Origin of the sequence: Pseudomonas benzenivorans, from assembly GCF_024397895.1 — a bacterium.
GTDB lineage: Bacteria > Pseudomonadota > Gammaproteobacteria > Pseudomonadales > Pseudomonadaceae > Aquipseudomonas > Aquipseudomonas benzenivorans_A.
In genome coordinates, this window is sequence record NZ_CP073346.1 from 3,651,033 (window position 1) to 3,676,429 (window position 25,397).

General features: G+C 67.7%; 27 protein-coding genes. 13 read left to right on the forward strand and 14 right to left on the reverse strand.

The window, feature by feature from the left end; all coding sequences use genetic code 11:
- Position 1 precedes the first annotated feature (1 nt).
- Positions 2–139: a hypothetical protein gene (locus tag KDW96_RS17110; protein WP_255840624.1), complete on the reverse strand. Its 138-nt coding sequence runs from the start codon at positions 137–139 to the stop codon at positions 2–4.
- A 244-nt stretch (positions 140–383) separates the two neighbouring features.
- Between KDW96_RS17110 and KDW96_RS17115 the strand changes: the two genes are divergently transcribed.
- Positions 384–1,229 carry an ATPase gene (locus KDW96_RS17115; RefSeq protein WP_255837419.1) on the forward strand — a complete coding sequence of 282 codons (846 nt, stop codon included), beginning with the start codon at positions 384–386 and terminating at the stop codon, positions 1,227–1,229.
- Positions 1,230–1,282: 53 nt separating this feature from the next.
- On the opposite strand, the gene KDW96_RS17120 is transcribed toward KDW96_RS17115, so the two are convergent.
- On the reverse strand, positions 1,283–2,332 hold the full coding sequence (locus KDW96_RS17120) for an alkene reductase (protein ID WP_255837420.1): 1,050 nt from the start codon (positions 2,330–2,332) through the stop codon (positions 1,283–1,285).
- 64 nt (positions 2,333–2,396) lie between these two features.
- A complete protein-coding gene (locus KDW96_RS17125) occupies positions 2,397–2,699 on the reverse strand; it encodes an ArsR/SmtB family transcription factor (protein ID WP_255837421.1) in 303 nt (100 codons plus the stop codon).
- Between the two features lie 128 nt (positions 2,700–2,827).
- On the opposite strand from KDW96_RS17125, the gene KDW96_RS17130 reads away from it, so the two are divergent.
- On the forward strand, positions 2,828–3,412 hold the full coding sequence (locus KDW96_RS17130; protein WP_255837422.1) for an acyl carrier protein phosphodiesterase: 585 nt from the start codon (positions 2,828–2,830) through the stop codon (positions 3,410–3,412).
- Positions 3,413–3,422: 10 nt separating this feature from the next.
- On the opposite strand, the gene KDW96_RS17135 is transcribed toward KDW96_RS17130, so the two are convergent.
- Positions 3,423–4,211, reverse strand: coding sequence for a lysophospholipid acyltransferase family protein (locus tag KDW96_RS17135; RefSeq protein ID WP_255837423.1), 789 nt, complete (start codon positions 4,209–4,211; stop codon positions 3,423–3,425).
- A gap of 66 nt (positions 4,212–4,277) precedes the next feature.
- Positions 4,278–5,036, reverse strand: a complete 759-nt coding sequence (olsB, locus tag KDW96_RS17140) for an L-ornithine N(alpha)-acyltransferase (RefSeq protein ID WP_255837424.1) — start codon at positions 5,034–5,036, stop codon at positions 4,278–4,280.
- A 145-nt stretch (positions 5,037–5,181) separates the two neighbouring features.
- Between olsB and KDW96_RS17145 the strand changes: the two genes are divergently transcribed.
- The 4 genes from KDW96_RS17145 (at position 5,182) to KDW96_RS17160 (ending at position 8,711) form a co-directional block, all read left to right on the forward strand.
- A complete protein-coding gene (locus KDW96_RS17145; RefSeq protein WP_255837425.1) occupies positions 5,182–6,060 on the forward strand; it encodes an acyl-CoA dehydrogenase family protein in 879 nt (292 codons plus the stop codon).
- Between the two features lie 145 nt (positions 6,061–6,205).
- On the forward strand, positions 6,206–7,363 hold the full coding sequence (locus KDW96_RS17150) for a phospholipase D-like domain-containing protein (RefSeq protein ID WP_255837426.1): 1,158 nt from the start codon (positions 6,206–6,208) through the stop codon (positions 7,361–7,363).
- A gap of 151 nt (positions 7,364–7,514) precedes the next feature.
- Complete coding sequence (locus KDW96_RS17155; RefSeq protein ID WP_255837427.1) at positions 7,515–8,096, forward strand: DJ-1/PfpI family protein; 582 nt, start codon at positions 7,515–7,517, stop codon at positions 8,094–8,096.
- A 183-nt stretch (positions 8,097–8,279) separates the two neighbouring features.
- Positions 8,280–8,711, forward strand: coding sequence for a sigma factor (locus KDW96_RS17160; RefSeq protein WP_255837428.1), 432 nt, complete (start codon positions 8,280–8,282; stop codon positions 8,709–8,711).
- A gap of 60 nt (positions 8,712–8,771) precedes the next feature.
- On the opposite strand, the gene KDW96_RS17165 is transcribed toward KDW96_RS17160, so the two are convergent.
- A complete protein-coding gene (locus KDW96_RS17165) occupies positions 8,772–9,170 on the reverse strand; it encodes a nuclear transport factor 2 family protein (protein WP_255837429.1) in 399 nt (132 codons plus the stop codon).
- 112 nt (positions 9,171–9,282) lie between these two features.
- On the opposite strand from KDW96_RS17165, the gene KDW96_RS17170 reads away from it, so the two are divergent.
- Positions 9,283–9,873, forward strand: coding sequence for a GNAT family N-acetyltransferase (locus KDW96_RS17170; RefSeq protein WP_255837430.1), 591 nt, complete (start codon positions 9,283–9,285; stop codon positions 9,871–9,873).
- A complete protein-coding gene (locus KDW96_RS17175) occupies positions 9,870–10,754 on the forward strand; it encodes a carbon-nitrogen hydrolase family protein (RefSeq protein WP_255837431.1) in 885 nt (294 codons plus the stop codon). Before KDW96_RS17170 ends, KDW96_RS17175 begins: the two co-directional genes overlap by 4 nt.
- A gap of 20 nt (positions 10,755–10,774) precedes the next feature.
- Here KDW96_RS17175 and KDW96_RS17180 read toward each other — a convergent pair whose 3' ends face one another.
- Positions 10,775–11,743, reverse strand: coding sequence for a GlxA family transcriptional regulator (locus KDW96_RS17180; RefSeq protein WP_255837432.1), 969 nt, complete (start codon positions 11,741–11,743; stop codon positions 10,775–10,777).
- Positions 11,744–11,864: 121 nt separating this feature from the next.
- Here KDW96_RS17180 and KDW96_RS17185 point away from each other — a divergent pair, with 121 nt between their 5' ends.
- From KDW96_RS17185 to egtD, 3 genes are all read left to right on the forward strand, one after another.
- Positions 11,865–12,518: a DJ-1/PfpI family protein gene (locus KDW96_RS17185; protein WP_255837433.1), complete on the forward strand. Its 654-nt coding sequence runs from the start codon at positions 11,865–11,867 to the stop codon at positions 12,516–12,518.
- Between the two features lie 417 nt (positions 12,519–12,935).
- Positions 12,936–14,225: an ergothioneine biosynthesis protein EgtB gene (gene egtB / locus KDW96_RS17190; protein ID WP_255837434.1), complete on the forward strand. Its 1,290-nt coding sequence runs from the start codon at positions 12,936–12,938 to the stop codon at positions 14,223–14,225.
- A gap of 2 nt (positions 14,226–14,227) precedes the next feature.
- A complete protein-coding gene (egtD, locus tag KDW96_RS17195; protein WP_255837435.1) occupies positions 14,228–15,190 on the forward strand; it encodes an L-histidine N(alpha)-methyltransferase in 963 nt (320 codons plus the stop codon).
- A 29-nt stretch (positions 15,191–15,219) separates the two neighbouring features.
- Here the strand turns inward: egtD and KDW96_RS17200 are convergent, their stop codons facing one another.
- From KDW96_RS17200 to KDW96_RS17230, 7 genes are all read right to left on the reverse strand, one after another.
- A complete protein-coding gene (locus KDW96_RS17200) occupies positions 15,220–16,167 on the reverse strand; it encodes an L-threonylcarbamoyladenylate synthase (RefSeq protein WP_255837436.1) in 948 nt (315 codons plus the stop codon).
- Between the two features lie 137 nt (positions 16,168–16,304).
- Positions 16,305–17,117: a class II aldolase/adducin family protein gene (locus tag KDW96_RS17205; RefSeq protein ID WP_255837437.1), complete on the reverse strand. Its 813-nt coding sequence runs from the start codon at positions 17,115–17,117 to the stop codon at positions 16,305–16,307.
- Positions 17,118–17,283: 166 nt separating this feature from the next.
- The gene (locus KDW96_RS17210) at positions 17,284–18,546 is read right to left on the reverse strand and encodes a TRAP transporter large permease (protein ID WP_255837438.1); all 1,263 of its coding nucleotides are present in this window, start codon (positions 18,544–18,546) and stop codon (positions 17,284–17,286) included.
- A 10-nt stretch (positions 18,547–18,556) separates the two neighbouring features.
- Positions 18,557–19,063 carry a TRAP transporter small permease gene (locus tag KDW96_RS17215; RefSeq protein ID WP_255837439.1) on the reverse strand — a complete coding sequence of 169 codons (507 nt, stop codon included), beginning with the start codon at positions 19,061–19,063 and terminating at the stop codon, positions 18,557–18,559.
- Positions 19,064–19,117: 54 nt separating this feature from the next.
- Positions 19,118–20,113, reverse strand: a complete 996-nt coding sequence (locus KDW96_RS17220) for a TRAP transporter substrate-binding protein (RefSeq protein ID WP_255837440.1) — start codon at positions 20,111–20,113, stop codon at positions 19,118–19,120.
- Positions 20,114–20,420: 307 nt separating this feature from the next.
- Positions 20,421–21,335, reverse strand: a complete 915-nt coding sequence (locus KDW96_RS17225) for a LysR family transcriptional regulator (protein ID WP_255837441.1) — start codon at positions 21,333–21,335, stop codon at positions 20,421–20,423.
- 211 nt (positions 21,336–21,546) lie between these two features.
- The gene (locus KDW96_RS17230; protein ID WP_255837442.1) at positions 21,547–23,070 is read right to left on the reverse strand and encodes a fumarate hydratase; all 1,524 of its coding nucleotides are present in this window, start codon (positions 23,068–23,070) and stop codon (positions 21,547–21,549) included.
- 240 nt (positions 23,071–23,310) lie between these two features.
- On the opposite strand from KDW96_RS17230, the gene KDW96_RS17235 reads away from it, so the two are divergent.
- Together KDW96_RS17235 and KDW96_RS17240 are read left to right on the forward strand one after the other, a co-directional pair.
- A complete protein-coding gene (locus KDW96_RS17235; protein ID WP_255837443.1) occupies positions 23,311–24,438 on the forward strand; it encodes a GGDEF domain-containing protein in 1,128 nt (375 codons plus the stop codon).
- Positions 24,431–25,369 (forward strand): iron-sulfur-binding ferredoxin reductase, encoded by a 939-nt coding sequence (locus KDW96_RS17240; protein WP_255837444.1) that lies wholly within the window; start codon positions 24,431–24,433, stop codon positions 25,367–25,369. The genes KDW96_RS17235 and KDW96_RS17240 overlap by 8 nt, the downstream gene beginning before the upstream one ends.
- Positions 25,370–25,397 lie beyond the last annotated feature (28 nt).

Below are 25,397 nucleotides of genomic sequence, written 5' to 3' on the forward strand. Positions count from 1 at the left end.
TTCAGGCGGGCAGGCGCTGGCCGCGGTAGATGCGCTGTGAGGCATCGGCCGGGCTCAGGCGGATGTCCAGCGCCTGCTCCGCGCGCAGCCGGCGGCGCAGGGTCTTCATGCAGTCCAAGATGTCGCGGTTGAGTTCCATGCTTCGTTCCCGGTGGGTGACGCTGGCGGGCTGCCGTTCGTCGCGCCTGTCGCCCAGGCGTCAGAGCAAGCGGCGTACCCGTTCGGCGAGGGGCGCTACGGCGTGCTCGGCGCGGGCGGCAGGGGCGAAGGCGCGCCCCCGGGTGGTGCGCGGCGCACCGGTCTGGCGCGGCGCTGAAGCGCCGCGCGCGAAACGGTATACTGCGCGGCATTTCGCTCCCTCGATGTTTCTTGAAGGTTGACCCATGCGTAACGATGCCCACGACGAATTCGATGATGTGCCCAGCCTGACCCCCGATTCACGGGATCGCGATGAATTCGATGCCGATCATCCCGCGGCGGCGCGCGCGCCGGCCCATGGCCGCGCTGCGCCGGCCCCGGCCAAGGGCGCCAGTACCGGACCGCTGTGGGCCCTGGTCGGCGCGCTGACCATCGCCCTGGGCGGTCTCGGCTGGTGGAGCTTCCAGCAGATCAGCCTGATGGAACAGCAACTGGTCGCCACCCAGGAGAGTTTCGCCCGTATCAGCGAGGAGGCCGCCGGGCGGATCCAGGACATTTCCGGCAAGGTGGTGGCCACCGAGTCGACCGTCACCACCGGCAGCGAGGCCCTGAAACTGCAGGTCAAGCAGCTGGAAACCAGGCTGGCGGAGGTGGGCAAGCTGCAGCAGGGGGCTGCCGGCCAGTCCGGCGATCGTGACAAGCGCATCGAGCAGCTGGCGGCCGCGTTGAAGAGCCAGCAGGGCGCAACGGGCCAGTTCGAGGCGTCGCTGAAGAGCCTGAGCGGCGCGCAGGCGGCGTTGAAGAGCGAGCTGGCCGCGCTGAAGGGCGCCCAGAGCGGCCTGGGCAAGCTCGAAGGTCAGCTCAAGAGCCTGAATGAGGAGGTGGCGGCGCTGAAGAAGATGGGCAACCCGAACCAGGCCATCGGCCGCCTGGAGCAGGATATCCTGGTGCTCAAGAGCGACCTGGAGAACCGCCCGGCGCCGAAGAGCAACACCGCCGAGTTCGATGCCTTCCGCGCCCAGATGACCCGCAACATCAGCACCCTGCAGGCGCAGATCCAGAACCTGCAGGCGCAGATCGACGCGCGCTGAAGTCCGCCGCTACGAAAAAGCCCGCATCGCTGCGGGCTTTTTTGTGGCTGGCGTTACAGCCGCGGGTAGTCGATATAGCCGACCGGGCCCTGGCCGTAGAAGGTCTGCGCCTGCGGCTGGTTGAGCGGCGCGTCCTGTTGCAGACGGGCCGGCAGGTCGGGGTTGGCGATGAAGGGGATGCCGAAGGCCACGGCGTCGGCCTTGCCCTCGGCCAGCCAGGTGTCGGCCTGCGCCTTGGTGAAGCGCTCGTTGGCGATGAACACGCCGCCAAAGGCCTGCTTGAGGCCGGGCGACAGGCTGTCGTCGCCTTCCTGCTCGCGGGCGCAGACAAAGGCGATTCCGCGCTTGCCCAGCTCCCGGGCGACGTAGCCGAAGGTCTCGGCGCGGTTGGAGTCGCCCATGTCGTGAGCGTCCGCCCGCGGCGACAGGTGCACGCCGACCCGGCCGGCGCCCCAGACTTCGATGGCCGCATCGGTGACCTCCAGCAGCAGTCGTGCACGGTTCTCGATCGAGCCGCCGTAGCGGTCGGTGCGCTGGTTGGTGCTGTCCTGGAGGAACTGATCGAGCAGGTAGCCGTTGGCGCCGTGGATCTCCACGCCGTCGAAACCGGCGGCCTTGGCATTTTCCGCGCCGAGTCGATAGGCCTCGACGATGTCGGCGATCTCCTCGGTCTCCAGGGCGCGCGGGGTGACGAACGCCTTGGTCGGACGCACCAGGCTGACGTGGCCGGCGGGCTGGACCGCGCTCGGCGCCACCGGCAGTTCGCCGTTCAGGTACAGCGGATCGGAAATGCGCCCCACGTGCCACAGCTGCAGGACAATCTTGCCGCCGTGGCCGTGAACGGCCTTGGTGATGTTGCTCCAGCCGCGCACCTGCTCGGCCGACCAGATGCCCGGGGTGTCCGGGTAGCCGACGCCCATGGGGGTGACCGCGGTGGCTTCGCTGATGATCAGGCCGGCCGAGGCGCGCTGTACGTAGTATTCGGCCATCAGGGCATTGGGCACGCGGCCCTCGTCGGCGCGGCAGCGGGTCAGCGGCGCCATGATGACGCGGTTGGCGAGTTCCAGCTCGCCGATCTTGATCGGGTCGAAAAGCGTAGGCATGGGTAATCCTCCGTCAGGGGCATGGGCTGAGGGCAAACTCAGGAAGTTGGGATAGGGCGCGGCACTACAACTCTTGGTCGAGGTGTCGCAGGAACGCCTGGATGGTGCTGTCGTTGCGCTGGAAGAAGTGCCACTGGCCGACTTTCCGGCTGCTCACCAGTTGTGCCCGTTGCAGGGTCGCCAGGTGCGCCGATACCGTCGACTGCGACAGGCCGGTGCGTTGAACGATCTTGCCGGCGCACACGCCGAATGCCAGCGGGTGTTCCTGATCGGCGAAATAGGCCTGGGGCTCCTTCAACCAGTGCAGGATGTCGCGGCGCACCGGATGGGCCAGGGCCTTGATCACCTCATCGATATCGATGGCCATGTGCGGTCCTCCCGGTTGGTGGCGTTGGCGTATCGCGATGGGGCGAACTCTATATCGCTGCAGGGCGATATACAGATCGTTTGCGCCGATAGTGATCATTGCGCGCCCTGATGTGTAAGCTTGCAGGCATGAACTACCTCGCACACCTGCACCTCGGCGGCGACGCGCCGGCCCAATTGCTCGGCAGCCTGTATGGCGATTTCGTCAAGGGGCCGCTGGCCGGGCAATGGCCGGCGGACATCGAGGCGGCCATCCGCCTGCACCGGCGCATCGACGCCTTCACCGACAACCATCCCTTGCAGGCCCGTTCGCGGGCGCGTTTCCCGGCCGCGCGTCGGCGCTATGCCGGCATCCTCCTGGACCTGTTCTTCGACCACTGCCTGGCGTTGCACTGGGCGGACTATGCCGATCAGCCGCTGGAGCAGTTCACCGGCCGGGTGTACCGCCTGCTAGTCGCCGAGCCGGCACTGCCCGGGCGCCTGGCGTCGATCGCGCCGCGCATGGCCGAGCAGGACTGGCTGGGCAGCTACACCGATTTTGCCGTGCTCGAGCAGGTGCTTCACGCCATGCAGCGGCGCCTGTCCAGGCCGGAGGGACTGGACGGCGCCATGGCCGAGCTGGAGCGGCTGTACCAGCCGCTGAGTGAGGATTTCCGCCTGTTCTACCCCGAGCTGCAGCGCTTCGCCGCCGGCCAGCGCCTGGTGACCGAGTAGGCCCGAGGTGCTAGGCGGCCTGCTGTTCGCGCGGGGACGCGGCGGGCGCGGCGCTTGCGCCGAACAGGGCTTGGCTCACCGCCGCCCGGGCGCGTCGGGCCAGTGCGTTGCGATTCAGCGCGTTGCTGACGATGGGCGTCAGCAGCTGGATTTCCACCTCGGCCACCTCGCTCTGCAGCAGGCGCAGCAGGTGCGAAAGCATGTCGTCGTCGCCGATAAAGGGGGCGATGGCGCAGGGCTGGCCGCCGCGCAGGTAGCGGATCGCCACCGGCTGCACGGCCACGCCGCTGTCGATGGCGCTGCTCAGCAGGCGACCGTGGAAGGTGCGCACCGCCTGACCGTCGGTGGTGGTGCCTTCGGGGAAGATCAGCAGATGGCGGCCGCGCTGCAGGTGGGCGCCGAGCTGCTGGCCGAGTATGCTGCTGTCGCCCGCGCCGCGGCGGATGAACAGGGTGCCGGCCTTGTGCGCCAGCCAGCCGGCCAGGGGCCAGTCGCGCACCTCGGCCTTGGACAGGAAGGACAGCGGCGCGAGCAGGCCGAGCAGCGGGATGTCGGTCCAGGACACATGGTTGCTGACCCAGAGCATCGGCGCGTCGGGCAGCTCGCCGCTTACCCGCAGGCGAAACGGCAGGGCGCCGGCGAGGCGGGCGAGGAACCAGCGGGTCATGCGCTGGCGGGTGATCATCAGGTCGTGGCGTACCAGGCGCTCGAGCAGGCTCACGCCGGCGGCCAGCAAGGCGCCGAGGGCGAGCACGGCGGCCAGGCGCAGCAGGCGCCAGGACAGACGCAGTTTCTTCATCGGCTACTCCACGGCAGGCAGGGGCCGACACTGTCTACACAGTGCCGGCGAGCCTGGCAAGTGCGATCAGACGGCGGCCTTGAAGTGCCGGGCATAGCGCGGGCAGAGTTCGTCGCGCTTGAGCAGGATGAACACGTCGGCGACCTGGAAATCCGGGTCCCAGCAGGGTTCGCCGCAGATCTTCGCACCCAGGCGCATGTAGGCCTTGAGCAGCGGCGGCATCTGCGCGATGACGTTGCCCGGCACTTCCTGGGGCGGCAGCGGGGTCTTCGGTTCGGCGCGCAGGTGCTCGGTGCACAGATAGCGCTCGCGCAGGCGCTGCATGATCGCCTGGGCCTGGATGCCGCCGTCCTGCATGGGGATGCTGGCGCAGCCCATCAGGTAGCGGTAGCCGCCCTGGTTGAGCACTTCGGCCAGTTCGCCCCAGAGCACGGCGATGGTGGCGCCGTTGCGGTAGGCGGCATCCACGCAGGTGCGGCCGATTTCCAGCAGCGGGCCCTCGAGGTGGCGCAGGCCGTGCAGGCTGAACTCCTCCTCGCTGTAGAAGCGCCCCAGGCCGGCGGCGGCCTGGTGGTCGAGCAGGCGGGTGGTGGCCACCAGTTCGCCGCTGTCCAGGTCACGCACGCCGATGTGGCTGCAGTGCACGTCGTAGTCATCCATGTCCAGGCCCTGGTCGGCGCCCTTGAGCTTGGCGTCGAATTCGCTGCTGAACACGCGATAGCGCAGCGCCTGGGCTTCACGCAGGGCGGCGGGGCCGAGCAAGCGTTCGGCTCGCAGGCGGCGTACGGCGGTGTTGCGGTCTTGGGTGAGGGCGGTCTGGGTCATGCCTGAGCCTCCATAAGCCGGCTTTCCACTTGCGGCCGGTCGATCTTGTTGGGCAAGCTCAGGCTAGGCAGCCTCGGTGTCACCCCTGTGACGCTGCGGTGATGCTTGTGTGACAGCGCCCCCTTCAACCGTCGAGGACTCCCCCATGCCCTGGCAACGCCTGCTGCAACCCCACGACCGTCTGCCTGCCGCCAGCCTGGACGACTGGTACGCGGCGTTGCTGGAACGCCTGGGCAACCCCTCGCCGTTCGAGCTGGCGTTGCTCGGTGGGCGCCTGGCGGCGACCCCGGGACTGGCTTTTCTCGCCGGCTACCAGGGCGCCCTGCGCGTGCTCTGGCCGTCGGCACCGCGCTCCCTGGGGGCGCTGTGCGTGACCGAGAACAACAGCGTGCGCCCGGCCGACATGAGCACGCGCCTCAGCGGCCTGGCGCTGAGCGGACGCAAGGATTTCGTCACCGCCGCCGATGCCGCCGACTGGCTGCTGGTGGCCGCGCGCGAAGAGGCCCAGGGCCAGGCACCGCGCCTGGCCCTGGGGGTGGTGCACAACGGCGCGCCGGGTGTGCGCATCGAGACTTTGCGGCCCATGCCGATGATGCCGGACATCGGCCATGCCCGCCTGCACCTGGAAGACGCCCACTGCCTGCGACTGGCCGGCGATGGCTGGGATGACTACGTCAGGCCGTTTCGCAGCATCGAGGACCTGCACGTGCTGACCGCGCTGACTGCCTGGCTGCACGGCGTGGGGCGCGAGTCGGACTGGCCGCAGGCCTTGCAGCTGCGCCTGCTGGGCCTGCTGGCCGGCTGCGCCGAGGTCGGCCGCCTGAGTGCCACGGCGGCCGCCAGCCACCTGCTGCTGGGTGGATTGTTCGCCCAGTTCGCCGCCATGGCCGCCGAGGTGGACGCCGCTTGCGCCGCGGGGCCGGCGCACTGGGCGACGATGTGGAAGCGTGACAAGGGCCTGCTGGAGATCGCCGAGACCGCCCGCAGCAGGCGGCTGCAAAAGGCCCTGGCGGCCCTCGACTGAGCGTGTCGGGTCGGCGCGGGCCGGCGGGTTTGCTCCGGGCCTTGCGGACGGCTATCGTGGCGCCAGCGTCGCCTTCCCACCGAGGACCTATGCGCAAGCCGCTTGCCCCGCCGCCTTCCACTGTATCGAAGCTGATTGTGCGCTGATGCCCGGGACCATCTTTCCCTGGCGCAGTGCCAATCAGTTCGTCTTGCTCCGCGACGGCTCGACCTTCTTCCCGCGGATGCTCGAGGTCATCGAGGGCGCGCAACGGCAGATCGAGCTGGAGCTGTACCTGATCGAGAGCGGCGCCTGCAGCGACGCCCTGCTGCAGGCGCTGTGCACCGCGTCCCAGCGTGGCATCGCGGTGCGATGCCTGTTCGATGGCTATGGCAGCCAGGCCCTGCGTCAGGCCGACCGGCGCCGCCTGAGCGTGGCCGGGGTGCAGCTGCGCTTTTACAATCCGCTGCGCTGGCGGCGCGGCATGCGCAACTTCTACCGCGACCACCGCAAGCTGCTGCTGGTCGATGGCGAGCAGGCGTTCGTCGGCGGTACCGGCTCGACCGACGAGTTCTGGCGGCCCGGCGAGGCGCAGAGCCTGTGGCACGAGGTCATGGTGGAAATCGCCGGTCCTCTGGTGGAGGACTGGCTGCAGCTGTTCGAGCACCAGTGGCAGGCGAGCGGCGTGCGCCGGGGCTGGCGTCGTGCAGCCCTGCAGGGGGTCAAGCGCCTGCCCTCGCCACCGCCCGAAGGGCCTGGCTGGGGGCGTGTGGCCTACGCCGATGCGCGCCAGCACCGGGACATTCTGCAGGCCCTGGTGCGTGCGCTGCGCGGCGGCCAGCAGCGCATCTGGCTGGCCACGCCCTATTTTCTGCCGACCTGGAAGGTGCGCCGCGCCCTGCGCAAGGCGGCCGCCAGCGGCGTCGACGTGCGCCTGCTGACCAGCGGCCGGCACAGCGACCATCCGCCGGTGCGCTTCGCCGGCGAGCGCTATTACCCCAAGCTGCTCAAGGCCGGGGTGCGGATCTTCGAGTATCAGCCGCGCTTCCTTCACCTGAAGATGGTGCTGGTGGACGACTGGGTCAGCGTCGGTTCCTGCAACTTCGATCACTGGAACCTGCGTTTCAACCTCGATGCCAACCTGGAAGCCCATGATTCCGAGTTGACCGAGCAGGTCCTGGCCTGCTTCCAGGCGGACTTCACCGACAGCCTTGAGATCAGCCTGGAGCTGTGGCAAGCCCAGCCCTGGTGGCAGCGGGTGCAGCAGCGCCTGTGGGGCTGGCTGGATCGCCTGGCGGTCAACCTGCTCGACCGCCGCCGCTAGCTAGGCACCCTTGACGCGCGGCGGCCCGGCCCCTGCCGGCGGCCACATGGCCGTTCTGGCCTGGACACTGACGCAGATTCGCCCAGACGCCGGTCTACTCCTTAGGTGGCGGAAATTTCTTTCGCCCGCAACCCCGCTCAGGAGAAAGCCAATGGCTGCAAAGCGAGTACTGATGCTGGTCGGCGACTACGTGGAGGACTACGAGGTGATGGTGTCGTTCCAGGCCCTGCAGATGGTCGGACACAGCGTCCATGCGGTCTGTCCGGACAAGACCGCCGGGCAGTCGGTGCGCACCGCCATTCACGATTTCGAAGGCGAACAGACCTACAGCGAAAAGCCCGGGCACAACTTCGCCCTGAACTTCGACTTCGCCGAAGTCGAGGCCAAGCACTACGACGCCCTGCTGATCCCCGGTGGCCGCGCGCCCGAATACCTGCGCCTGAATCCCCAGGTGCTGGCGCTGGTGCAGGCCTTCGCCGAGGCCGACAAGCCGATCGCCGCCATCTGCCATGGCGCCCAGCTGCTGGCCGCCGCTGGGGTGCTCGAAGGCCGCGAGTGCAGCGCCTACCCGGCGTGCGCGCCGGAGGTGCGTCAGGCCGGTGGCAACTATGTGGACATCGCCGTGGATCATGCCCATGTTCAGGGCAACCTGGTCACCGCCCCGGCCTGGCCGGCGCACCCGGTCTGGTTGGCCGCTTTCCTGCGGCTGCTGGGCACCAGGATCAGTCTCTAGGGCCGAGGCGCACTGCGCCGCCGATCGACGTCCAGATACAACTGTGGGGGGACGTTGATGCAGGTCAACTTCACCGATGCGGCTTTGCAGTAGCCTGCGATTGTGCACGGCAATTTTGCGGAGGGCAGCATGCAGGGCATAGCGTCCGATGACCACAGAGTGGCAGCGGCTGCGGGGCGCTGGATGCTTCCCGACCCGATGCGCTCAGCCGCCGCGGCGGCGGCCATTCAAGGCTATCTCACTGAAATCGGCTATTGCCCGCCGCTCGCCGCCGCTGAGGAGTGCTACCTGATGGCCCTGGCGCGCGGTGGGGATGAGGGCAGTGGCGCGCGCCTGGTCGAATGCCATCGGTCGCTGGTGGCGCGGCTGGCCCTGCACTGCGAGGGTCGCGGTGTGCCCTTGCCGGCATTGATCGAGGCAGGGCGCCGGGGGATGGTCCAGGCCGTGGCGTCCTACGATCCGGATTCGGGCTGCGGCTTTTCCATCTACGGCGCCTGGTGGGTGGGGCGCAGCATCGAGCATGCCGTGCAGCGCCGTACCGGCAGCATGCACCTGCCGCTGGCCGTGGCACGCAAGCTCTATCGCTACCTGTGCAGGCAGCGCGGCCAGCGCTAGCGGCCACCCGTTGCCAGACGCGCAGGACTGGCGGCGCGGCGGCGAGCGCCGCGCGTAACCTCAGCCGACTTGGGCGATCCAGTCGTTGAGGTTGTAGTAGTTGCTGATGCGCGCCACCTTGCCGTCCTTGATCTCGAAGAAGGCGCCGGCGGGCAGCTCGTAGGTCTGGCCCTGGGCGGGCGGCAGGCCCTCGTCGTCGGCCAGGTACTCGCCGTGCACCACGAACTCGGCGGCGGCGCGGCTGCCGTCGGCGTTCTGCATCACCACGATGTCGCTCAGGCGTTCGCGGTAGCAGCGGTTCATCTTGTCCATGAAAGCGGCGAAGGTGGCCTTGCCGACCTGGCGTTCGCCCTGGTTGATGTCGTGCACCACCTGGTCGTCCAGCAGGGCGAGAAAGGCGGGCATGTCGCCGGCGTTGAAGGCGGCGTAGTAGGCCTGAACGAGTTCGGTAGCGGTCATGGCAATGCTCCAGTCGCAATGGGGAAAGTAGAAAAGGGTCGACATGATAGTTTCGGCCTCTCATGCCGGCTTAGTCGCCTGCGTCACCTCCCTGCGACGGAACGACCTGACCATGGATATCCGCCTGCTGCAAGGGCCCGCAATCGAGCCCTATATCCCCGACCTCGCCCGGCTTCGCATCGAGGTGTTCCGCGAGTTTCCCTATCTGTATGACGGTTCGCTGGATTACGAGACCGAATACCTGACTACCTACGCGCGCTCGGCCGACAGCCTGGTGGTGCTGGTGCTCGACCATGAGCACGTGGTCGGCGCTTCCACCGGCCTGCCGCTGGCCGATGAAACCGAGGCGTTCCAGCGGCCGTTCATCGAACAGGGCTGGGATCCGGAGCGGGTCTTCTACTTCGGCGAGTCGCTGCTGCTGCCGCAGTACCGTGGCCAGGGCCTGGGCGTAGGCTTCTTCGCCAAGCGCGAAGGCTTCGCCCGCCGCCTCGGCCGCTTCGACTGGTGCGCCTTCTGCGCGGTCGAGCGGCCCCGGGAACACCCCCGGCGGCCGGACGACTACCAGCCGCTGAACGACTTCTGGAAGCGCCGCGGCTACCAGCATCACCCGGAACTGCGCACCGAGTTCCTCTGGCAGGACCTCGACGAGAGCGCCGAGTCGCCCAAGCCGCTGTCCTTCTGGCTGAAGGAGATTCGTCCGTGATCAGGCTTGCCGCCTGCCAGTACCACATCGACCTGCTGGAAGACTGGCAGGCCTACGCCGAGCACCTCGACGGCCTGTGCCGCGACGCGGCGGAGCGGGGCGCCCAGATCCTGCTGCTGCCGGAATATGCCGGGCTGGTGCTCAGCGGCCAGCTGCCGGACGCGCAGCGCGGCGACCTGCATGCCTCCATCGCCGGCATCCAGCCGCTGCTGCCGGCCTGGCTGGAGTTGTGCGAGGACCTGGCGCGCCGTCTCGGCGTGTACCTGCAACCCGGCTCGCTGCCGGTGCTCGGTGCCGATGGCCACTACCGCAACCGCGCCTGGCTGTTCGGCCCCGAGGGCAATCTGGGCTTCCAGGACAAGCTGATCATGACCCGCTTCGAGCGCGAGCAATGGCAGATCGAGGCTGGCGCCGGTCTGCGCGTGTTCGACACCGCCCTGGGCAAGCTGGGCATCCTGATCTGCTACGACAACGAATTCCCCATGCTCGCCCGCCAGCTGGCCGAAGCCGGCGCCGACCTGATTCTCGCCCCCAGCTGCACCGACACCGAGGCCGGCTTTCACCGAGTGCGCATCGGCGCCCAGGCGCGCGCCCTGGAAAACCAGATCGCCGTGTTGCAAGCGCCCACCGTCGGTCTGGCGCCCTGGTCGCCGGCGCTGGACGAGAACATCGGTCGCGCAGCGCTGTACCTGCCCTCCGACTACGGTTTGCCGCCCGCTGGTGTGCTCGCCGAGAGCGCCGAACTCTGCCCATCCTCCAGCCAGTGGCTGATCTGCGATCTGGACCTGGACGGTGTGCGCCGGGTGCGCGAACAGGGCCAGGTGTTCACCCGCCGCGACTGGCCGGAGCAGTTCGAGGCGCAGCGTATTCGCCTGCTGTGAGCGGCGGGCGGAGCCCGCCGTCAGCGGCGATGGGTCAGGCGGTATTGCAACGGCGTCATGTTGCAGCGGCGGGCGAATACCCGGGACAGCTGCTCGTCGGAGGTGAACCCGGCTGCCCGTGCCGCGGCCTTGACCGAGGCGCCGGCCTCGAGCTGTTCGCGGGCGACCTGCAGGCGCAACGCCTCGATGAATGCTGCCGGGCTCTGCCCGGTTTCGGCCTGGAAGTGGCGGTAGAAACTGCGCGCCGATTCCCCCGCCTGTTCGGCCAGCCGCTCGATGTTGAGCGGCTCGCGCAGGTGCGCGCGCAGCCAGTCGATCAGTCGTGCGTAGCGTCCGGCCTGGTTGTCCAGTAACGACGAGAACTGCGACTGGTTGCCCAGTCGGCGCACCGGCAGTATGAGCTGCTTGGCGACCCGCGTGGCGACCACCCTGCCAAGGTCTTCCTCGACCATCGCCAGGCACATGTCGATCCCCGAGGTCACGCCACCCGAGGTCCAGACCTGATCGTTGCGGACATAGATCGCATCGGCCTGCACCTCGATGTGTGGATAGCGGCGCTGCAGGCGAGCCGTCGCTGCCCAATGGGTGGTGGCCCGGAGGCCATCGAGCAGCCCCCACTCGGCGAGGGCGAAGGCCCCCGAGCAGACCGAACCGAAGCGTCGCGCCGTACTCGCCGCCTGGCGTACCCAGGCGCTCAGGGCCGGGTTCTGGATCGCCTCGTTCAGGCCCTGCGGGCTGCCACCGGCAAGGATCAGGGTGTCCAGGCTGGGGGCGGGTACCTCGGACGCCGCCACCGTCGCGATGTCGATGCCACTGGTGGTGGCGGTGTTGCCACCCAGGGCCGAGACGCTGAGCAGCTCGTAAACGGGCTCTAGGTTGAAGCTGTTGGCCATCTCGAATACGTCCGCCGGCCCGGCAATGTCCAGCAGTTGCACGCCCGGGAAGGCGACCAGGGCAATCTTGCGTCGGGCGGCGATGGAGTGGGGCACGGGGGCTCCTGGTTTGGCAGAAATCGGCAATTTATTGTCATGGATGTCAGAGGCTCCGGCAAGAACAATGCTGTCCATGAGCGCCGTGGTGCGCTCTCAGCCCTAGGAGCCAGCAGTGAACATGCCCTTCAGAATCGGATTCCTCCTGTACCCCCATCTCACCCAATTGGACCTGACCGGGCCCGCCCAAGTGCTGGCGGCCATGAGCGACAGCGCACTGCACTTCGTCTGGAAGAGCCTGGAGCCGGTGCCTAGCGACGCCGGAATCAGCCTGCTTCCGAGCGACACCCTGCAGAGCTGTCCCGACCTGGACATGCTGTTGGTGCCCGGTGGCCCGGGTCAGCAGGCGCTGATGCGCGACGGCGCCGTGCTCGCCTGGCTGCAGCGCCAGGGCGCCCAGGCCAGCTGGGTCACCAGTGTCTGTTCCGGCTCGCTGCTGCTCGGCGCGGCGGGCCTGCTCAAAGGCTATAGCGCTGCCTGCCACTGGGCTTACCGCGATTATCTGCCGGCTTTCGGTGCCCGTATCGATGAACGGCGGGTGGTGGTGGACCGCAACCGCATCACCGGCGGCGGGGTCACGTCCGGAATCGACCTGGCCTTGTGGCTCGTGGCCCTGGTGCGCGGCGAGGAGGAAGCCAAGGCCATCCAGTTGCAGCTCGAGTATGCGCCCCAGCCGCCGTTCAACTGTGGCCGTCCGGAGCTGGCCGGCGCGGCGCTGACGGCCCAGGCCAGGCAGCGTTTGGCCGCCGACCTCAAGCGCCTGAATGGGGTTTGACGGGGCGAGTCGATAAGCAAGTGAGCAGCTGGCATGGGCGATCTGCGGCAGCTTTTTTGGCGCGCGGGGCGGTTGAGGGGCCGCCTGGACAGCAGATCACACGGGAGACCGTCGCCATGAGCGCTGTCGCGGTTCCCTAAGCCCTTTCCCGCAGCGGCCCGTTGCCCGAGCTGCTAGGTCTCCTCTATTGCCGGGGCAGTGGCTTGCAGCTGGAAATCGACCGGTCTATGGCCGTGCGCCACGGTTTGTCTGGGGATTGGCGAGCGCATGGGGGCGCTTGCCCCTCGAGCGTTGACCCGCGGCGTGCGCGGGCAGAGGCCGTACGCGGAGCGACGGGGCATTACGTCGCCAACTCCGTCCGGTGCGGGCGGGGTCATCTAGGCTGTCTAGTGATTCGCCGCATCAGGAGCGTGCCCCATGTCGAGAACCGCCTGCACCGATGAGCCATGCCCGAGCGCGCTCGAGGCGCTGCTCTGCCGCTATCGGGCGGTGCGCGGCCAGTCCGAGCGTCTCTGTCAGCCCCTGGCGGTGGAGGACTATGGCGTGCAGAGCATGCCGGACGTGAGCCCGCCGAAATGGCACCTGGCCCATGTCAGCTGGTTCTTCGAGGCCTTCCTGCTGCGTCCCTTCCTGCCCGGCTACCGGCCCCTGGATGAACGCTACGACCACCTGTTCAATTCCTATTACCAGACCCACGGCACGCCCTTTCCCCGCGCCCAGCGCGGACTGCTGTCGCGACCGACCGTGGCCGAGGTCTATCGCTACCGTGCCCATGTCGACGAGGCGATGGCGGCGCTGCTCGAGCGCCCGCCAGGTGAGCGGGTGGCGGAGCTGGCGCGGCGGGTCGAGCTGGGCCTGCAGCACGAGCAGCAGCACCAGGAACTGCTGCTGATGGACATCAAGCACCTCCTCGCGCAGAGCCCGATGCTGCCGGCCTACCGCAGCGACCTGCGCCGCAGCCGTGCAAAACCGGCCACGCCCCTGCGCTGGCAGGGCTACCCCGGCGGCCTCGGGCAGATCGGTCATGGCGACGCGGACTTCGCCTTCGATTGCGAACGGCCGCGCCATCGGGTGTTCGTCGAGGCCTACCAGTTGGCCAGCCGGCCGGTGAGCAATGCCGAATACGCCGCGTTCATCGCCGACGGCGGCTACCGCCGCAGTGACTGGTGGCTGGCCGACGGCTGGACCCTGATCCAGCAGGCCGGCTGGCAGGCGCCGCTGTACTGGCGGGAGGAGGATGGCGGCTGGACGGAGCTGACCCTGGGCGGGCTGCGCGAGCTCGACCCCGATGCGCCGGTCTGCCACCTCAGTTACTACGAGGCGGAGGCCTTTGCCGCCTGGTCCGGTGCGCGCCTGCCGAGCGAGGCCGAGTGGGAGCTGGCCGCCCAGGGCACGCCCCTGAGCGGCAACTTCGTCGAGCAGGATCACCTGCAGCCGATGGCCGCTGCCGATTCTGGCTCGGGGCCAGCGCAGCTGTTCGGCGACGTCTGGGAGTGGACCGGCAGCGCCTACCGCCCCTACCCGGGCTTCCGCGCCCTGGAGGGCAGCCTGGGTGAATACAACGGCAAGTTCATGTGCGGGCAGATGGTGCTGCGCGGCGGCTGCTGCGCCACCCCGCAGGATCACCTGCGCGCCAGCTACCGCAACTTCTTCTACCCCGCCATGCGCTGGCAGTTCTCCGGGTTGCGCCTGGCCAGAGAGGCATGAGTATGGCGACGGCAATCCACTTCCACGACCAGCATCAGCAGGCCCACAGCGATTCGTTGCGCGAGGAGAGCCTGCAGGGGTTGGCCCGCACGCCCAAGGCCATCTCGCCGAAGTTCTTCTACGATCGCCGCGGCTCCGAGCTGTTCGAGCAGATCTGCCGCCAGCCGGAGTATTACCCCACGCGCACCGAGGAGCTGATCCTGCGCCGGGCGGCCCATGAGATCGCCGAGATCGCCGGGCACAGCGCCAACCTGGTGGAGCTGGGCAGCGGCGCCAGCCGCAAGGTACGCTTGCTGCTGGAGGCCATGCACCCGAGCAGCTACCTGGGCGTCGACATCTCCCGCGACTTCCTGCTCAGCAGCGCCCGGCGCCTGGCGGCCGACTACCCCTGGCTCGAGGTGCATGCGGCTTGCGCCGATTTCAGCCAGCCCATGAGCCTGCCGGAAGAGGCGTTGGGCGAGCAGCCCCTGGCGTTCTTTCCGGGCTCGAGCATCGGCAACTTCGACCCCCAGCAGGCCCGGGACTTTCTGCGCAACCTGCACGCCCAGCTGCCCCACGGCGCGGGGTTGCTGATCGGCGTGGACCTGGTCAAGGACACCGCAATTCTGGAGGCGGCCTACAACGACGAGGCCGGGGTGACGGCGGCCTTCAACCTCAATCTGCTCGAGCGCCTGCGCGGCGAGCTGGACTGCGACGTCGACCCGGCGCGGTTCGTCCACCGCGCCTTCTTCAACGCGGCGCAGTCGCGCATCGAGATGCACCTGCTCAGTCCCGAGGCGCAGGAGGTGCGCATCGAGGACGAACACTTCGCCTTCGCCGCCGGGGAGAGCCTGCACACGGAAAATTCCTACAAGTACAGCCTGGACGGATTCGTCGCGCTGGCCGCGCAAGCGGGCTTCAAGGCCATGGCGGTGTGGACCGACCGGCGCCAGCTGTTCAGCGTCCACTACCTGCAGCGCGACTAGCTCAGGCGTTCCGGGCTGCGGCGAGGGGCTCAGTCCAGTGCGGTGCTGGCCCGCGACAGGCGATCGCGGATGGCGGCCCAGGCCTCCTGCTCCGGCGGGCTCTGGATCAGCAGCCGCTGCAGGCCCAGGTTGTCCAGTCGATAGAGCGCGGCATAGAGTGCCTGGGCGTACTGGTCCGGATCGTCGCCCAGATCCAGGGACGGGCCTGCGCTGGGCCTGGCGTCACCGCACCAGAGCCAGCCGCACTGCGGGTCGGCCAGCGCCTCGGGCGGCGCCTGGCGAAAGCGCCAGGTCGGCGTCCCCGGCGCGTAGTGGCGGTGGTGCTGGCCGGGGGCGCGCACGGCCCCTGCGCCACCCCCCTGCAGCGGCTGGCCGAGCTCAAGCTCGATGACGCCGGCCGCCAGCATGCCTTCGCGCAGCAGGCGCGGCGGCTGGCCCGGCAGCAGGCCGACGATGGTCGACTCCAGCCCCACCTGGCATTCGCCCCCTTCGAGGATCAGCAGGTCGCTGTCGGCGAACTGCTGCTGCACATGGGCGCTGCTGGTCGGGCTGATCGACATGTAGCGGTTGGCCGATGGCGCCACCAGTGCACCGCCGAAACGTTCGAGCAACTGGCGCGCCACCGGGTGGGCCGGCACGCGCAGGGCGACGCTGTCCTGGCCGGCGGTGATCGAGCGGGGCACCCAGTCGGCGGCCGGCAGCACCAGGGTCAGCGGACCGGGCCAGAAGCGCGTCATCAGCTGGCGGGCCGCCGGGCCGATGCCGCTGGCCCAGTCGTCCGCCTGGGCGGCGTCGGCCAGGTGCACGATCAGCGGATTGCTGCTCGGCCGCCCCTTGAGCCGGAACACCTTGGCCACCGCATCCGGATTGCGCGCATCGGCAGCCAGGCCGTAGACGGTCTCGGTGGGCAGGGCGAGCAGATGTCCGGCGCGCAGGCGGGCGCAGGCGAGGTCGAGGTCGGTGGTCAGCTGGGGCATGGCGAGTCGGGCAGAGAAACGGAGGCGCTATTGTGCCAGTTTCGCCGACAGCAGGCGCGCGCCGACTATCGCCGGCGGCGGCGAGGGGGCGGCATCGGCGGCAGGCAAGCGTGCCCCGCCGCCGATGACCGTGGGGCTCAGTCGAACATGTCCGGTTCGTTCTGCAGCAGCTGCTCCCAGATCGGCTGGAAGTGCAGCCAGCCGATGTATTCGCTGCCCACGTGCTCGCGGCTGTAGCGGGCGCGATCGGGGGGGACGCGGGTCGGCTTGTGGCCGCTGGCGTCGATCAGCAACTGCTGCTGGCAGCAGCGCTCCAGGGCGATGAACCAGAAGGCCGCCGCCTCGATGCTGTGACGGCTGGCGGTGAGCAGGCCATGGTTCTGGTGAATGGCTGCCTTGACGCCCTTGAAGGCCTTGGCCACGTTGGAGCCGGCATGGTTTTCCACCGCCACGGCGCCGGCTTCGTCGCCGATGATCACGTGATCCTCGAAGAACGCGCAGGCGTCCTGGGTGATCGGTTCGATCGGCCGGCCCAGGGCGGCGAAGGCCGTGCCATAGACCGTGTGGGCGTGGCACATGGCGATGATGTCCGGATGCTCTTCGTGGACGTTGGCATGCAGGATGAAACCGGCCCGGTTGACCGCGTAGTCGCCCTCGACCACCTGGCCTTCATGGTCGACGAGAATCAGGTTCGAGACCTTGACCTGGGCGAAGTGCACGGCCATGGGGTTGGTCCAGTACAGCTCGGGGCGCTCCGGGTCGCGCACGGTCAGGTGGCCGGCGAAACCGTAGTCCAGGCCGTGCAGGGCGAAGGCGCGGCAGGCGGCGACCAGCCTTTCCTTGCGGTGTTGGCGCTCCTGCGCATAGCTGGAAAAGGTGGGCAGTTCTGGAAACTTGAGGCCGCGTTGTTCCGGCTGATAAATGGAAACTCGATTGCCAAGTTCGATCATTGCATGTGCTCCAGTGGTACCAGTGGCGTACTAGTGACGCGTTCAAAGGGGGCTGGCTAAACCGCCAGGGGCCTTGAACGCGGCGTATTGCTCAGGCTAAAGGCCAAGCGAATCCTGCCGCGGGCCGAAACCCGCGCTGCGTTGTCGGTGTGCTAAGTGGTGGGCCCTATCCGAATACGGAGAGCAGGCCGGGGGTGAAGATGAAAAAGACCAGCAATGCCGTGTACAGGAACAGGTAGGGCACGGTGCTCCGGCACACATCCTCGAATCGCCTGTCCGTCAGGTTGGTGGCGATAAACAGGTTCAAACCGACCGGGGGGGTTATCTGGCCCACCGCCACGGCGATGACGATGAACACGCCGAAGAAGATCGGGTCTATTCCCAGGCTGTGAACCACCGGCATCAGGGTCGGGGTAATCAGGATGATGGCCGCGACATTGTCCAGGAACGTGCCGAGGAACAGCAGCATGGCCAGGATGATCAGCATGATCACCAGCGGGCTTTCGGAGAAACCGATCAGTCCTGCGGCCAGCGTCTGCGGCACATTCTCCGAGGTCAGGATGTAGGTGAAGATGTTCGAGGTGCCGATCAGAAAGAGAATGGTGGCAGTCACTTCCACGGTCTTCTTGCTGATGCTGAACACGCTCTTGCCGTTCAGGTTGCGGTACCAGAAGAAACCCACCAGCAGGCCGTAGGCACTGGCGATGGCCGCCGACTCCGTCGGCGTGAAGGCGCCGGAATAGATGCCGCCGAGAATGATCATCGGCATGGCCAGGGCGATCAGGCTGTCGCGGAAGATCTGCACGGCCTCGCGGCGCGGGATCGGCTCGCCGCCGAGGTAGCCCTTGCGGTGGGCGGTGTAGTAGTTCACCCCCATCAGGCCCAGGGAGATGATCAGCGCCGGGATGATGCCGCTGAGAAACAGGTCGCCGATGGACACCCCGGCGACTACGCCGTAGAGCACCATGGTGATGCTCGGCGGTACCACCAGCCCGAGGATTCCCGAGGCGGCGACCACGGCCGCGGAGTCGGCCTGGTCGTAGCCACGCTTGGCCATCGCCGGAATCATCACCGAGCCGATCGCCGCGGTGGTGGCGTTGGCCGAGCCGGAGATCGCGCCGAAGATGGCCGAGGAACCCGTGGCCACCAGGGACAGGCCGCCCTTGAAGCGACCGAGGAACACCGAAGCCAGGGCCACCAGGCGGTCGGAGATCTTCGCCTCGGACATCAGGTAGCCGGAGAACAGGAACAGCGGAATCGCCATCAGGGCGAACACGTCCAGGCCGGAGTACATGCGCTGCACGACCAGCAGCATGGGCATGTCAGTGAACAGGTAGAGCGACAGGATGGACGCCGCCGCCAGGGCGAAGGCGATCGGCACGCCCAGTACGATCAGGACGAAGAAAGCCAGGAACAGGGTGATGACCATTGGGGGCGCCTCAGGACAGGTATTCTTGCTTCAAGGAGGCCGAAGGCTCCTTGCCGGTGCAGGTGCGCGGCAGTACGGCTGCCAGGGCGTAGAGCAGCATCAGTGCGCCACCGAGCGGAAAGGCGCAGACGATCAGTCCTTTGGGAATCTGCAGGGCCGGGGTGGTCTGCATCATGGTGCGCTGGGCCAGTTCGCTGCCCTTGACCATGAACAGCAGGGCGATGGCGGCGATCGCCAACAGGTACAGCAGGGACGCCAGCTTTCTCAGCGGCGCCGGGAAACGGTTGCAGAAATAGTCGATCGCCATGTGCGAGCGGTTACCCACGGCCACTGCGCTGCCCAGCAGGACGATGTAGATCAGGATCGCCCTAGCGGCCTCTTCCGAGCCGGTCAGCGGACTGTTCAGCACGTAGCGGTAGAACACCTGCAGGCAGACCAGGGCGGTCATGACGATGAACAGCGCCGCGGCCAGCCCGTTCAGGGCGCGGGTCAGCAGGGCCAGGGGTTTGTCGAGCATGGTGCAGCCTCCTTAGGGCAGGAGAGGGGCGTGGACCCTCTCCTGCCTTGCGCCTTACTTGGTGGCGATGATCGCGTCGATCAGGTCAGGGCCGAACACTTCGCGGTACTTGGCGATGACCGGCTTGGTCGCATCGATGAAGGGGGCCTTGTCCACCTCGTTGGCCTGCATGCCGAGCTTTTCGATCTCCTGCCACTGTGCGGCTTCCTCGTCGAGCACCAGCTGGGTGTGTTCGGCTGCCAGCTCCTTGCCGGTGTCGAGCAGCACTTTCTGGTAGTCGGCCGGCATGCCCTCGAGCAGGGCCTTGTTGATCAGCACCGGCGAGGACAGGTAGATGTGGCCGGTCTTGGAGGCGTACTTCTGCACCTCGTAGAACTTCTGGGTGAGGATGTGCGCCGGCGGGTTTTCCTGGCCGTCCACCACGCCCAGTTGCAGCGCCGAGTACAGCTCGGTGAAGGCGATGGGCGTGGCGTTGGCGCCCAGGGTGCGGAAGGTGTCGACGAAGATGGGGCCTTCCGGCACGCGCAGCTTCATGCCCTTGAGGTCATCGGGGCTGGTGATCGGCTGCTTGGAGTTGGTGATATGGCGGAAGCCGTTCTCCCACCAGCCGACCACTACGGCGCCCTGTTGCTCGACCTTCTTCGACAGTTCTGCACCGACCTCACCGTCGAGCACCTTGCGCACGTGGTTCGAGTCGCGGAAGAGGAAGGGCAGGTTGATGATGCCGGCCTCGCGCACGGTGTTCGACAGCACGGCGTCGGAGGTCAGCACCATGTCGTTGGTGCCGATGAAGGTGCCTTCCACCAGCTCCACCTGCTTGCCGAGGGAGTCGGAGGGGTAGACGGTGATTTTCACCTTGCCGCCGGTGCGCTCGTCGACCAGCCTGGCATAGCGCTCGGACATCTTCTGGAAATGATGCTCGGGAGAGCCGGTGTGGCCCAGGCGCAGGTTGAAGACTTCATCGGCGGCGAATGCCGCGGATTGGCCGAGGGGCAGCAGTACGGCGAGCCCGAGTGCGGCGGCGAGGCGTGAAACGATTTTCTTAGGCATGTTGTGTTCCTTGTTTTTGTCTAAACAGCAAAATGCAGCCCGTAGGCGAATCCTCATCAATGGATCGGCAAGACTTCTCCCGCTGCTCGCTGGGGAGCAGTTTTCAGTGTGGAGATCCGGAGAGCGCGCCAGCCGTTGCGGTGAGGGCGAGAAGTCGGGCCGGTAAGGGCGCGCAGCATGCCGCCCGTCACGCTCTGGCCTGGCTGGCAAGCGGACTACTGGGCGGTGGTTGCAATCTATCGAGGCACCGCTACCTGGGCAACGGCATGAAACCGATAAGAATTATTGCGTGGGGCAATGAATCGGCTTAGCGGCGGGACCAGGGCGGGGTGACGAATACCTGCACCAGGTAATCGACGAAGGCGCGGATGCGCGGGAGCAGCTCGCGCTCGGGCAGGAAGACGGCGTGGATGGCGGTATCGTCCTGGCCGCGGTACTCCTCCAGCAGCGGCACCAGTGAGCCGTTGGCGATGGCTGGCAGCGCCAGGTGCTCGGCCAGGCGCATGATGCCCATGCCGGCGCAGCAGAGCTCGAACATGGTCTGGCCGCTGGTGCTGCGGAAGTTGCCCTTGACCAACAGCGACTGCGCGCGGCCATCCACCAGGAAGGGCCAGCGGTTGAGGTGGTCGAGGGGGCCTTCCCACATCAGGCAGTTGTGCCGACTCAGTTCGTGGGGCATGTTCGGCGCCCCGTGTGACGCGATGTAGCTCGGCGCGGCGACAACGATCCGTTGCAGGTCGCACAGCTTGCGACTCATCAGCGAGGAGTCCTCGAGGCGGCCCATGCGCACCGCCACGTCGACGTTTTCCTCGATGAGATTGGCGACGGAATCGGTCAGCGCCAGGTGCACGATCACCTGCGGGTGCTCGGCCATGAACGCGGGCAGACGCGGCACGATCTGATCCAGGCCGAAGGCCAGGGGCGCGGTGATGCGCAGATCGCCGCTGACCTGCGAGCGCGCTGCCGAAATCTCGGCCTCGGCCTGTTCGACCTCGTCGAGTATGCGGCGGCACGACACCAGGTAGCGCTCGCCTTCCTCGGTCAGGCGGCGTCCGCGGGTCGAGCGGTGCAGCAGGCGCACGCCCAGCCGACGCTCCAGCTGGGTGATGGTCTGGCTGACGAAGGGCTGGCTGAGGCCCAGCACATGGGCCGCCGCGGTGAAGCTGCCGGCATCGACCAGCGCCTTGAACACGCGCATCTCGAGCAGCCTGTTGTCTTTCATGGGCGGGTCCTCGGTGGCCAGCTGCCAGCAGCTGAGCGGCGAACTTGGATCTGTCCTCGGGCCGCAGGCCTGTTACGAACCTGGGTCATGGGCGGCGGCGCATCCAGGACAGCAGTTTTTTCCGTGGGCAAACAGGGTAGAGCCTGGCGCGGCTGGCCGATAGCAAAATGCCCGGCATTGGGCCGGGCATTTTGTTTGACCTTGGCAGCGCTTACTTCACTTCCACCGCCAGGCTTTCGGCGATCTTCCTGTTCCAGACCGCAGGTCCCGTGATGTGCACCGACTCGCCGTTGGTATCGACCGCCACGGTGACCGGCATGTCCTTGACCTCGAATTCGTAGATCGCCTCCATGCCCAGCTCGGCGAAGGCCAAGACCTTGGACTTCTTGATCGCCTGGGCCACCAGGTAGGCGGCGCCGCCCACGGCCATCAGGTACACGGCCTTGTTGTCCTTGATCGCCTCGATGGCGATCGGGCCGCGCTCGGACTTGCCGATCATGCCCAGCAGACCGGTCTGCTCGAGGATCTGCCGGGTGAACTTGTCCATCCGCGTGGCGGTGGTGGGGCCGGCCGGGCCGACCACTTCGTCGCCGACCGGGTCGACCGGGCCGACGTAGTAGATGAAGCGGCCCTTCAGGTCCACCGGCAGCGGTTCACCGCGGTTGAGCATTTCGACCATGCGCTTGTGCGCGGCGTCGCGACCGGTGAGCATCTTGCCGTTGAGCAATACGGTCTCGCCCGGCTTCCAGCTCTGCACTTCCTCCGGGGTCAGGCTGTCCAGGTCGACGCGGCGGGCGCTCGGCCCGGCTTCCCAGACGATCTCCGGGTAGGCGTCCAGATCCGGCGCCTCCAGCTCGGCCGGGCCGCTGCCATCGAGGACGAAGTGGGCGTGGCGGGTGGCGGCGCAGTTGGGGATCATGCACACCGGCAGGGAGGCGGCATGGGTCGGGTAGTCCATGATCTTGACGTCGAGCACCGTGGTCAGGCCGCCCAGGCCCTGGGCGCCGATGCCCAGCTGGTTGACCTTGTCGAACAGCTCCAGGCGCAGCTCCTCGATACGGCTCTGCGGGCCGCGGGCCTTGAGCTCGTGGATGTCGATGGACTCCATCAGCACTTCCTTGGCCATCACCGCGGCTTTCTCCGCGGTGCCGCCGATGCCGATGCCGAGCATGCCCGGCGGGCACCAGCCGGCGCCCATGGTCGGCACGGTCTTGAGTACCCAGTCGACGATGGAGTCGGACGGGTTGAGCATGGCCATCTTCGACTTGTTCTCCGAGCCGCCGCCCTTGGCCGCGACGTCCACTTCCACCTTGTCGCCGGGGACGATGGAGTAGTGGATCACCGCCGGGGTGTTGTCCTTGGTGTTCTTGCGTGCGCCCGCCGGGTCGGCCAGGATCGAGGCGCGCAGGACGTTTTCCGGCAGGTTGTAGGCGCGGCGCACGCCCTCGTTGATCATGTCGTCGACGCTCAGGGTGGCGCCGTCCCAGCGCACGTCCATGCCCACGCGGATGAACACGGTGACGATGCCGGTGTCCTGGCAGATCGGCCGATGACCGGTGGCGCACATGCGCGAGTTGATCAGGATCTGCGCCATGGCGTCGCGCGCGGCCGGGGACTCTTCCTTCAGGTAGGCCTCGTGCATGGCCTGGATGAAGTCCACGGGGTGGTAGTAGGAGATGAACTGCAGGGCGTCGGCGACGCTCTGGATCAGGTCGTCTTGCTTGATCACGGTCATGCGGGGCGCTCCTTCGTTGGGCAGGCACTGCGGGGCGCCGGATCACGATCCGGCGCAGGCGTTCAAGGTGAACAGCCGCGCTTAAAAAAAGGCGCCGCAGTATAGCGCGCAGCACCGCGGGCGGACAGTCGCCAGGGGACGAAGCCGGGCGCTGATCGCCCGGATCAGTGCTAGGCATTTTGCTATCACGGGGGTACAGTGACGGCCAGATGCCAGTATGGGATGGAGCCCATAACCCTCATGAGCTCGAGCAGCCAGCGGGTCACACAACGACGATTACAAGGCCTCTTGTTCAAGCGCTTCGGCATGGCGGTGGTGACCTACGCCCTGACCATGCTGCTCTGTGTCGTGGCCATGTTCTGCGGGCTGGTGCAGGCTACCCTGCCTGCAGCCGTGCTGATCGGTGCCCTGGTGGTCGTCAGCCAGCTGTGTTTCTTCGCGCTGTTTCGCTCCGGCAGGAATCTGCGCTTCAAGGACCCCAGCCTCACCGAACCCCAGGTGCTGGTGGCCCTGACCTGGCTGACGCTGCTGCTGGCCCTGTTCGAGCACGCCCGGGGCTCTCTGCTGGTGATCTACCTGCTGATCCTGCTGTTCGGCGTGTTCGAGCTGCCGCCCAGAGTCTTCGCCCGCTGCGCGGTGTTGGCCTTCAGCGGCTTTGCCGGGCTGAACCTCTACGAAGCCTTCGCCTCGCGCCTGGCCGATCCGGCGGCGGCGTTCCTGCAGGTCAGCGTACTGGCCGCGGTGCTGCTCTGGCTTAGTCTGTTTGCCAGCTATGTACAGGCCATGCGCCAGCGCATGCTGCAGCGCCGCTTCGCGTTGCAGGCCCACCAAGACACCCTGCGGGGCATGATGCGTCAGCTGGAAGACCTGGCGGCGACCGATGAGTTGACCGGCCTGTTCAACCGGCGGCACTTCCTCAGGCTGGCCGGCCGTGCGCTGGAGAACATGAGCGGCGGACGTCAGCACGGCCTGGCGCTGATCGATCTGGATCATTTCAAGCGGATCAACGATGTCCACGGCCATGCCGCCGGTGACCGGGTGCTGCAGACGTTCGCCGGCGTCGCCCGGGCCTGCCTGCGCGACGGCGACGTGCTGGCCCGCTACGGTGGCGAGGAGTTCGTGCTGCTGCTGCCCAATACCGACTGCGATCAATTCGCCGCCTGTTGCGAGCGCCTGCGCGATGCCTTCAGCCGGGCCGAGCCGTTGGGTGTTAAGGTGGACGACCTGAGTCTGTCCGTCGGAATGACCCTGTTGAGCAAGCACGATGACCTCGACGAGGCGCTGCACCGCGCCGATCAGGCGCTCTACCAGGCCAAGCGCAGCGGGCGTAACCGGTGCGAGGCAGCCTGGGAGGAAGTGGATGCCTGAACTGCGGGTCGGTGAGCGCAGCCTGACCGTCGAACCTGCCTGTAACCTGCTCGATGCCCTGCTCGCGGGGGGCGTTGCCGTGCCCTACAGCTGCCGTGCGGGCAGTTGCCATGCCTGCCTGGTGCGCTGCCTGCGCGGTGAGCCGCTGGACGCCAAGCCCGGGGCTCTGGACGGCGAACGCCGCGAACAGGGCTGGCGGTTGGCCTGCCAGTGCCGGATCGTCGACGACCTGCAAATCGAGGTGTTCGACCCCCTGCGCGATGGCCGGCCCGCGCGCATCGACAGTTGCGATTGGCTCAGCCCCAACGTGCTGCGCCTGCGCCTGGTTCCGCAGCAAACCCTGCGCTACCGGGCCGGCCAGCATCTGGTGTTGTGGACCGAAGGCGGGGTGGCCCGGCCTTACTCCCTGGCCAGCCTGCCCGGCGAGGATCCCTGGCTGGAGTTTCACCTCGATTGCCGGCAGAGCGGCGCCTTCAGCGACGCCGCGCGAAATTTCCGCCCCGGCGACAGTCTGCGCCTGGGCGAGTTGCGCGGCGGCGCGCTGCATTACGATCCGGACTGGCAGGCGCGGCCCCTCTGGCTGCTGGCCGCAGGCACCGGCCTGGCGCCGCTCTTTGGCATTCTGCGCGAGGCGCTGCGTCAGGATCATCAGGGCGACATTCGCGTCGTTCACTTGGCCCAGGACCCCACCGAGCACTATCTGGCCGAGCCCCTGGCCGCGCTGGCCGACAGCCACCCGCAGCTGCAGGTCGAGCAACCGAGCGCGGCGCAGTTGCCGGCAGCTTTGGCCGGACTGCGCCTTGTTTCGCGCAAAACCCTCGCCTTACTCTGCGGTCATCCCCACAGCGTCGAAACCTTTGCGCGGCGCCTGTATCTGGCAGGCATACCGCGCAACCAGGTGTTCGCCGACCTGTTCCTGCCGCACGCCTGAGAGCGCGCGCGGCGCCGCCCGAGGATGA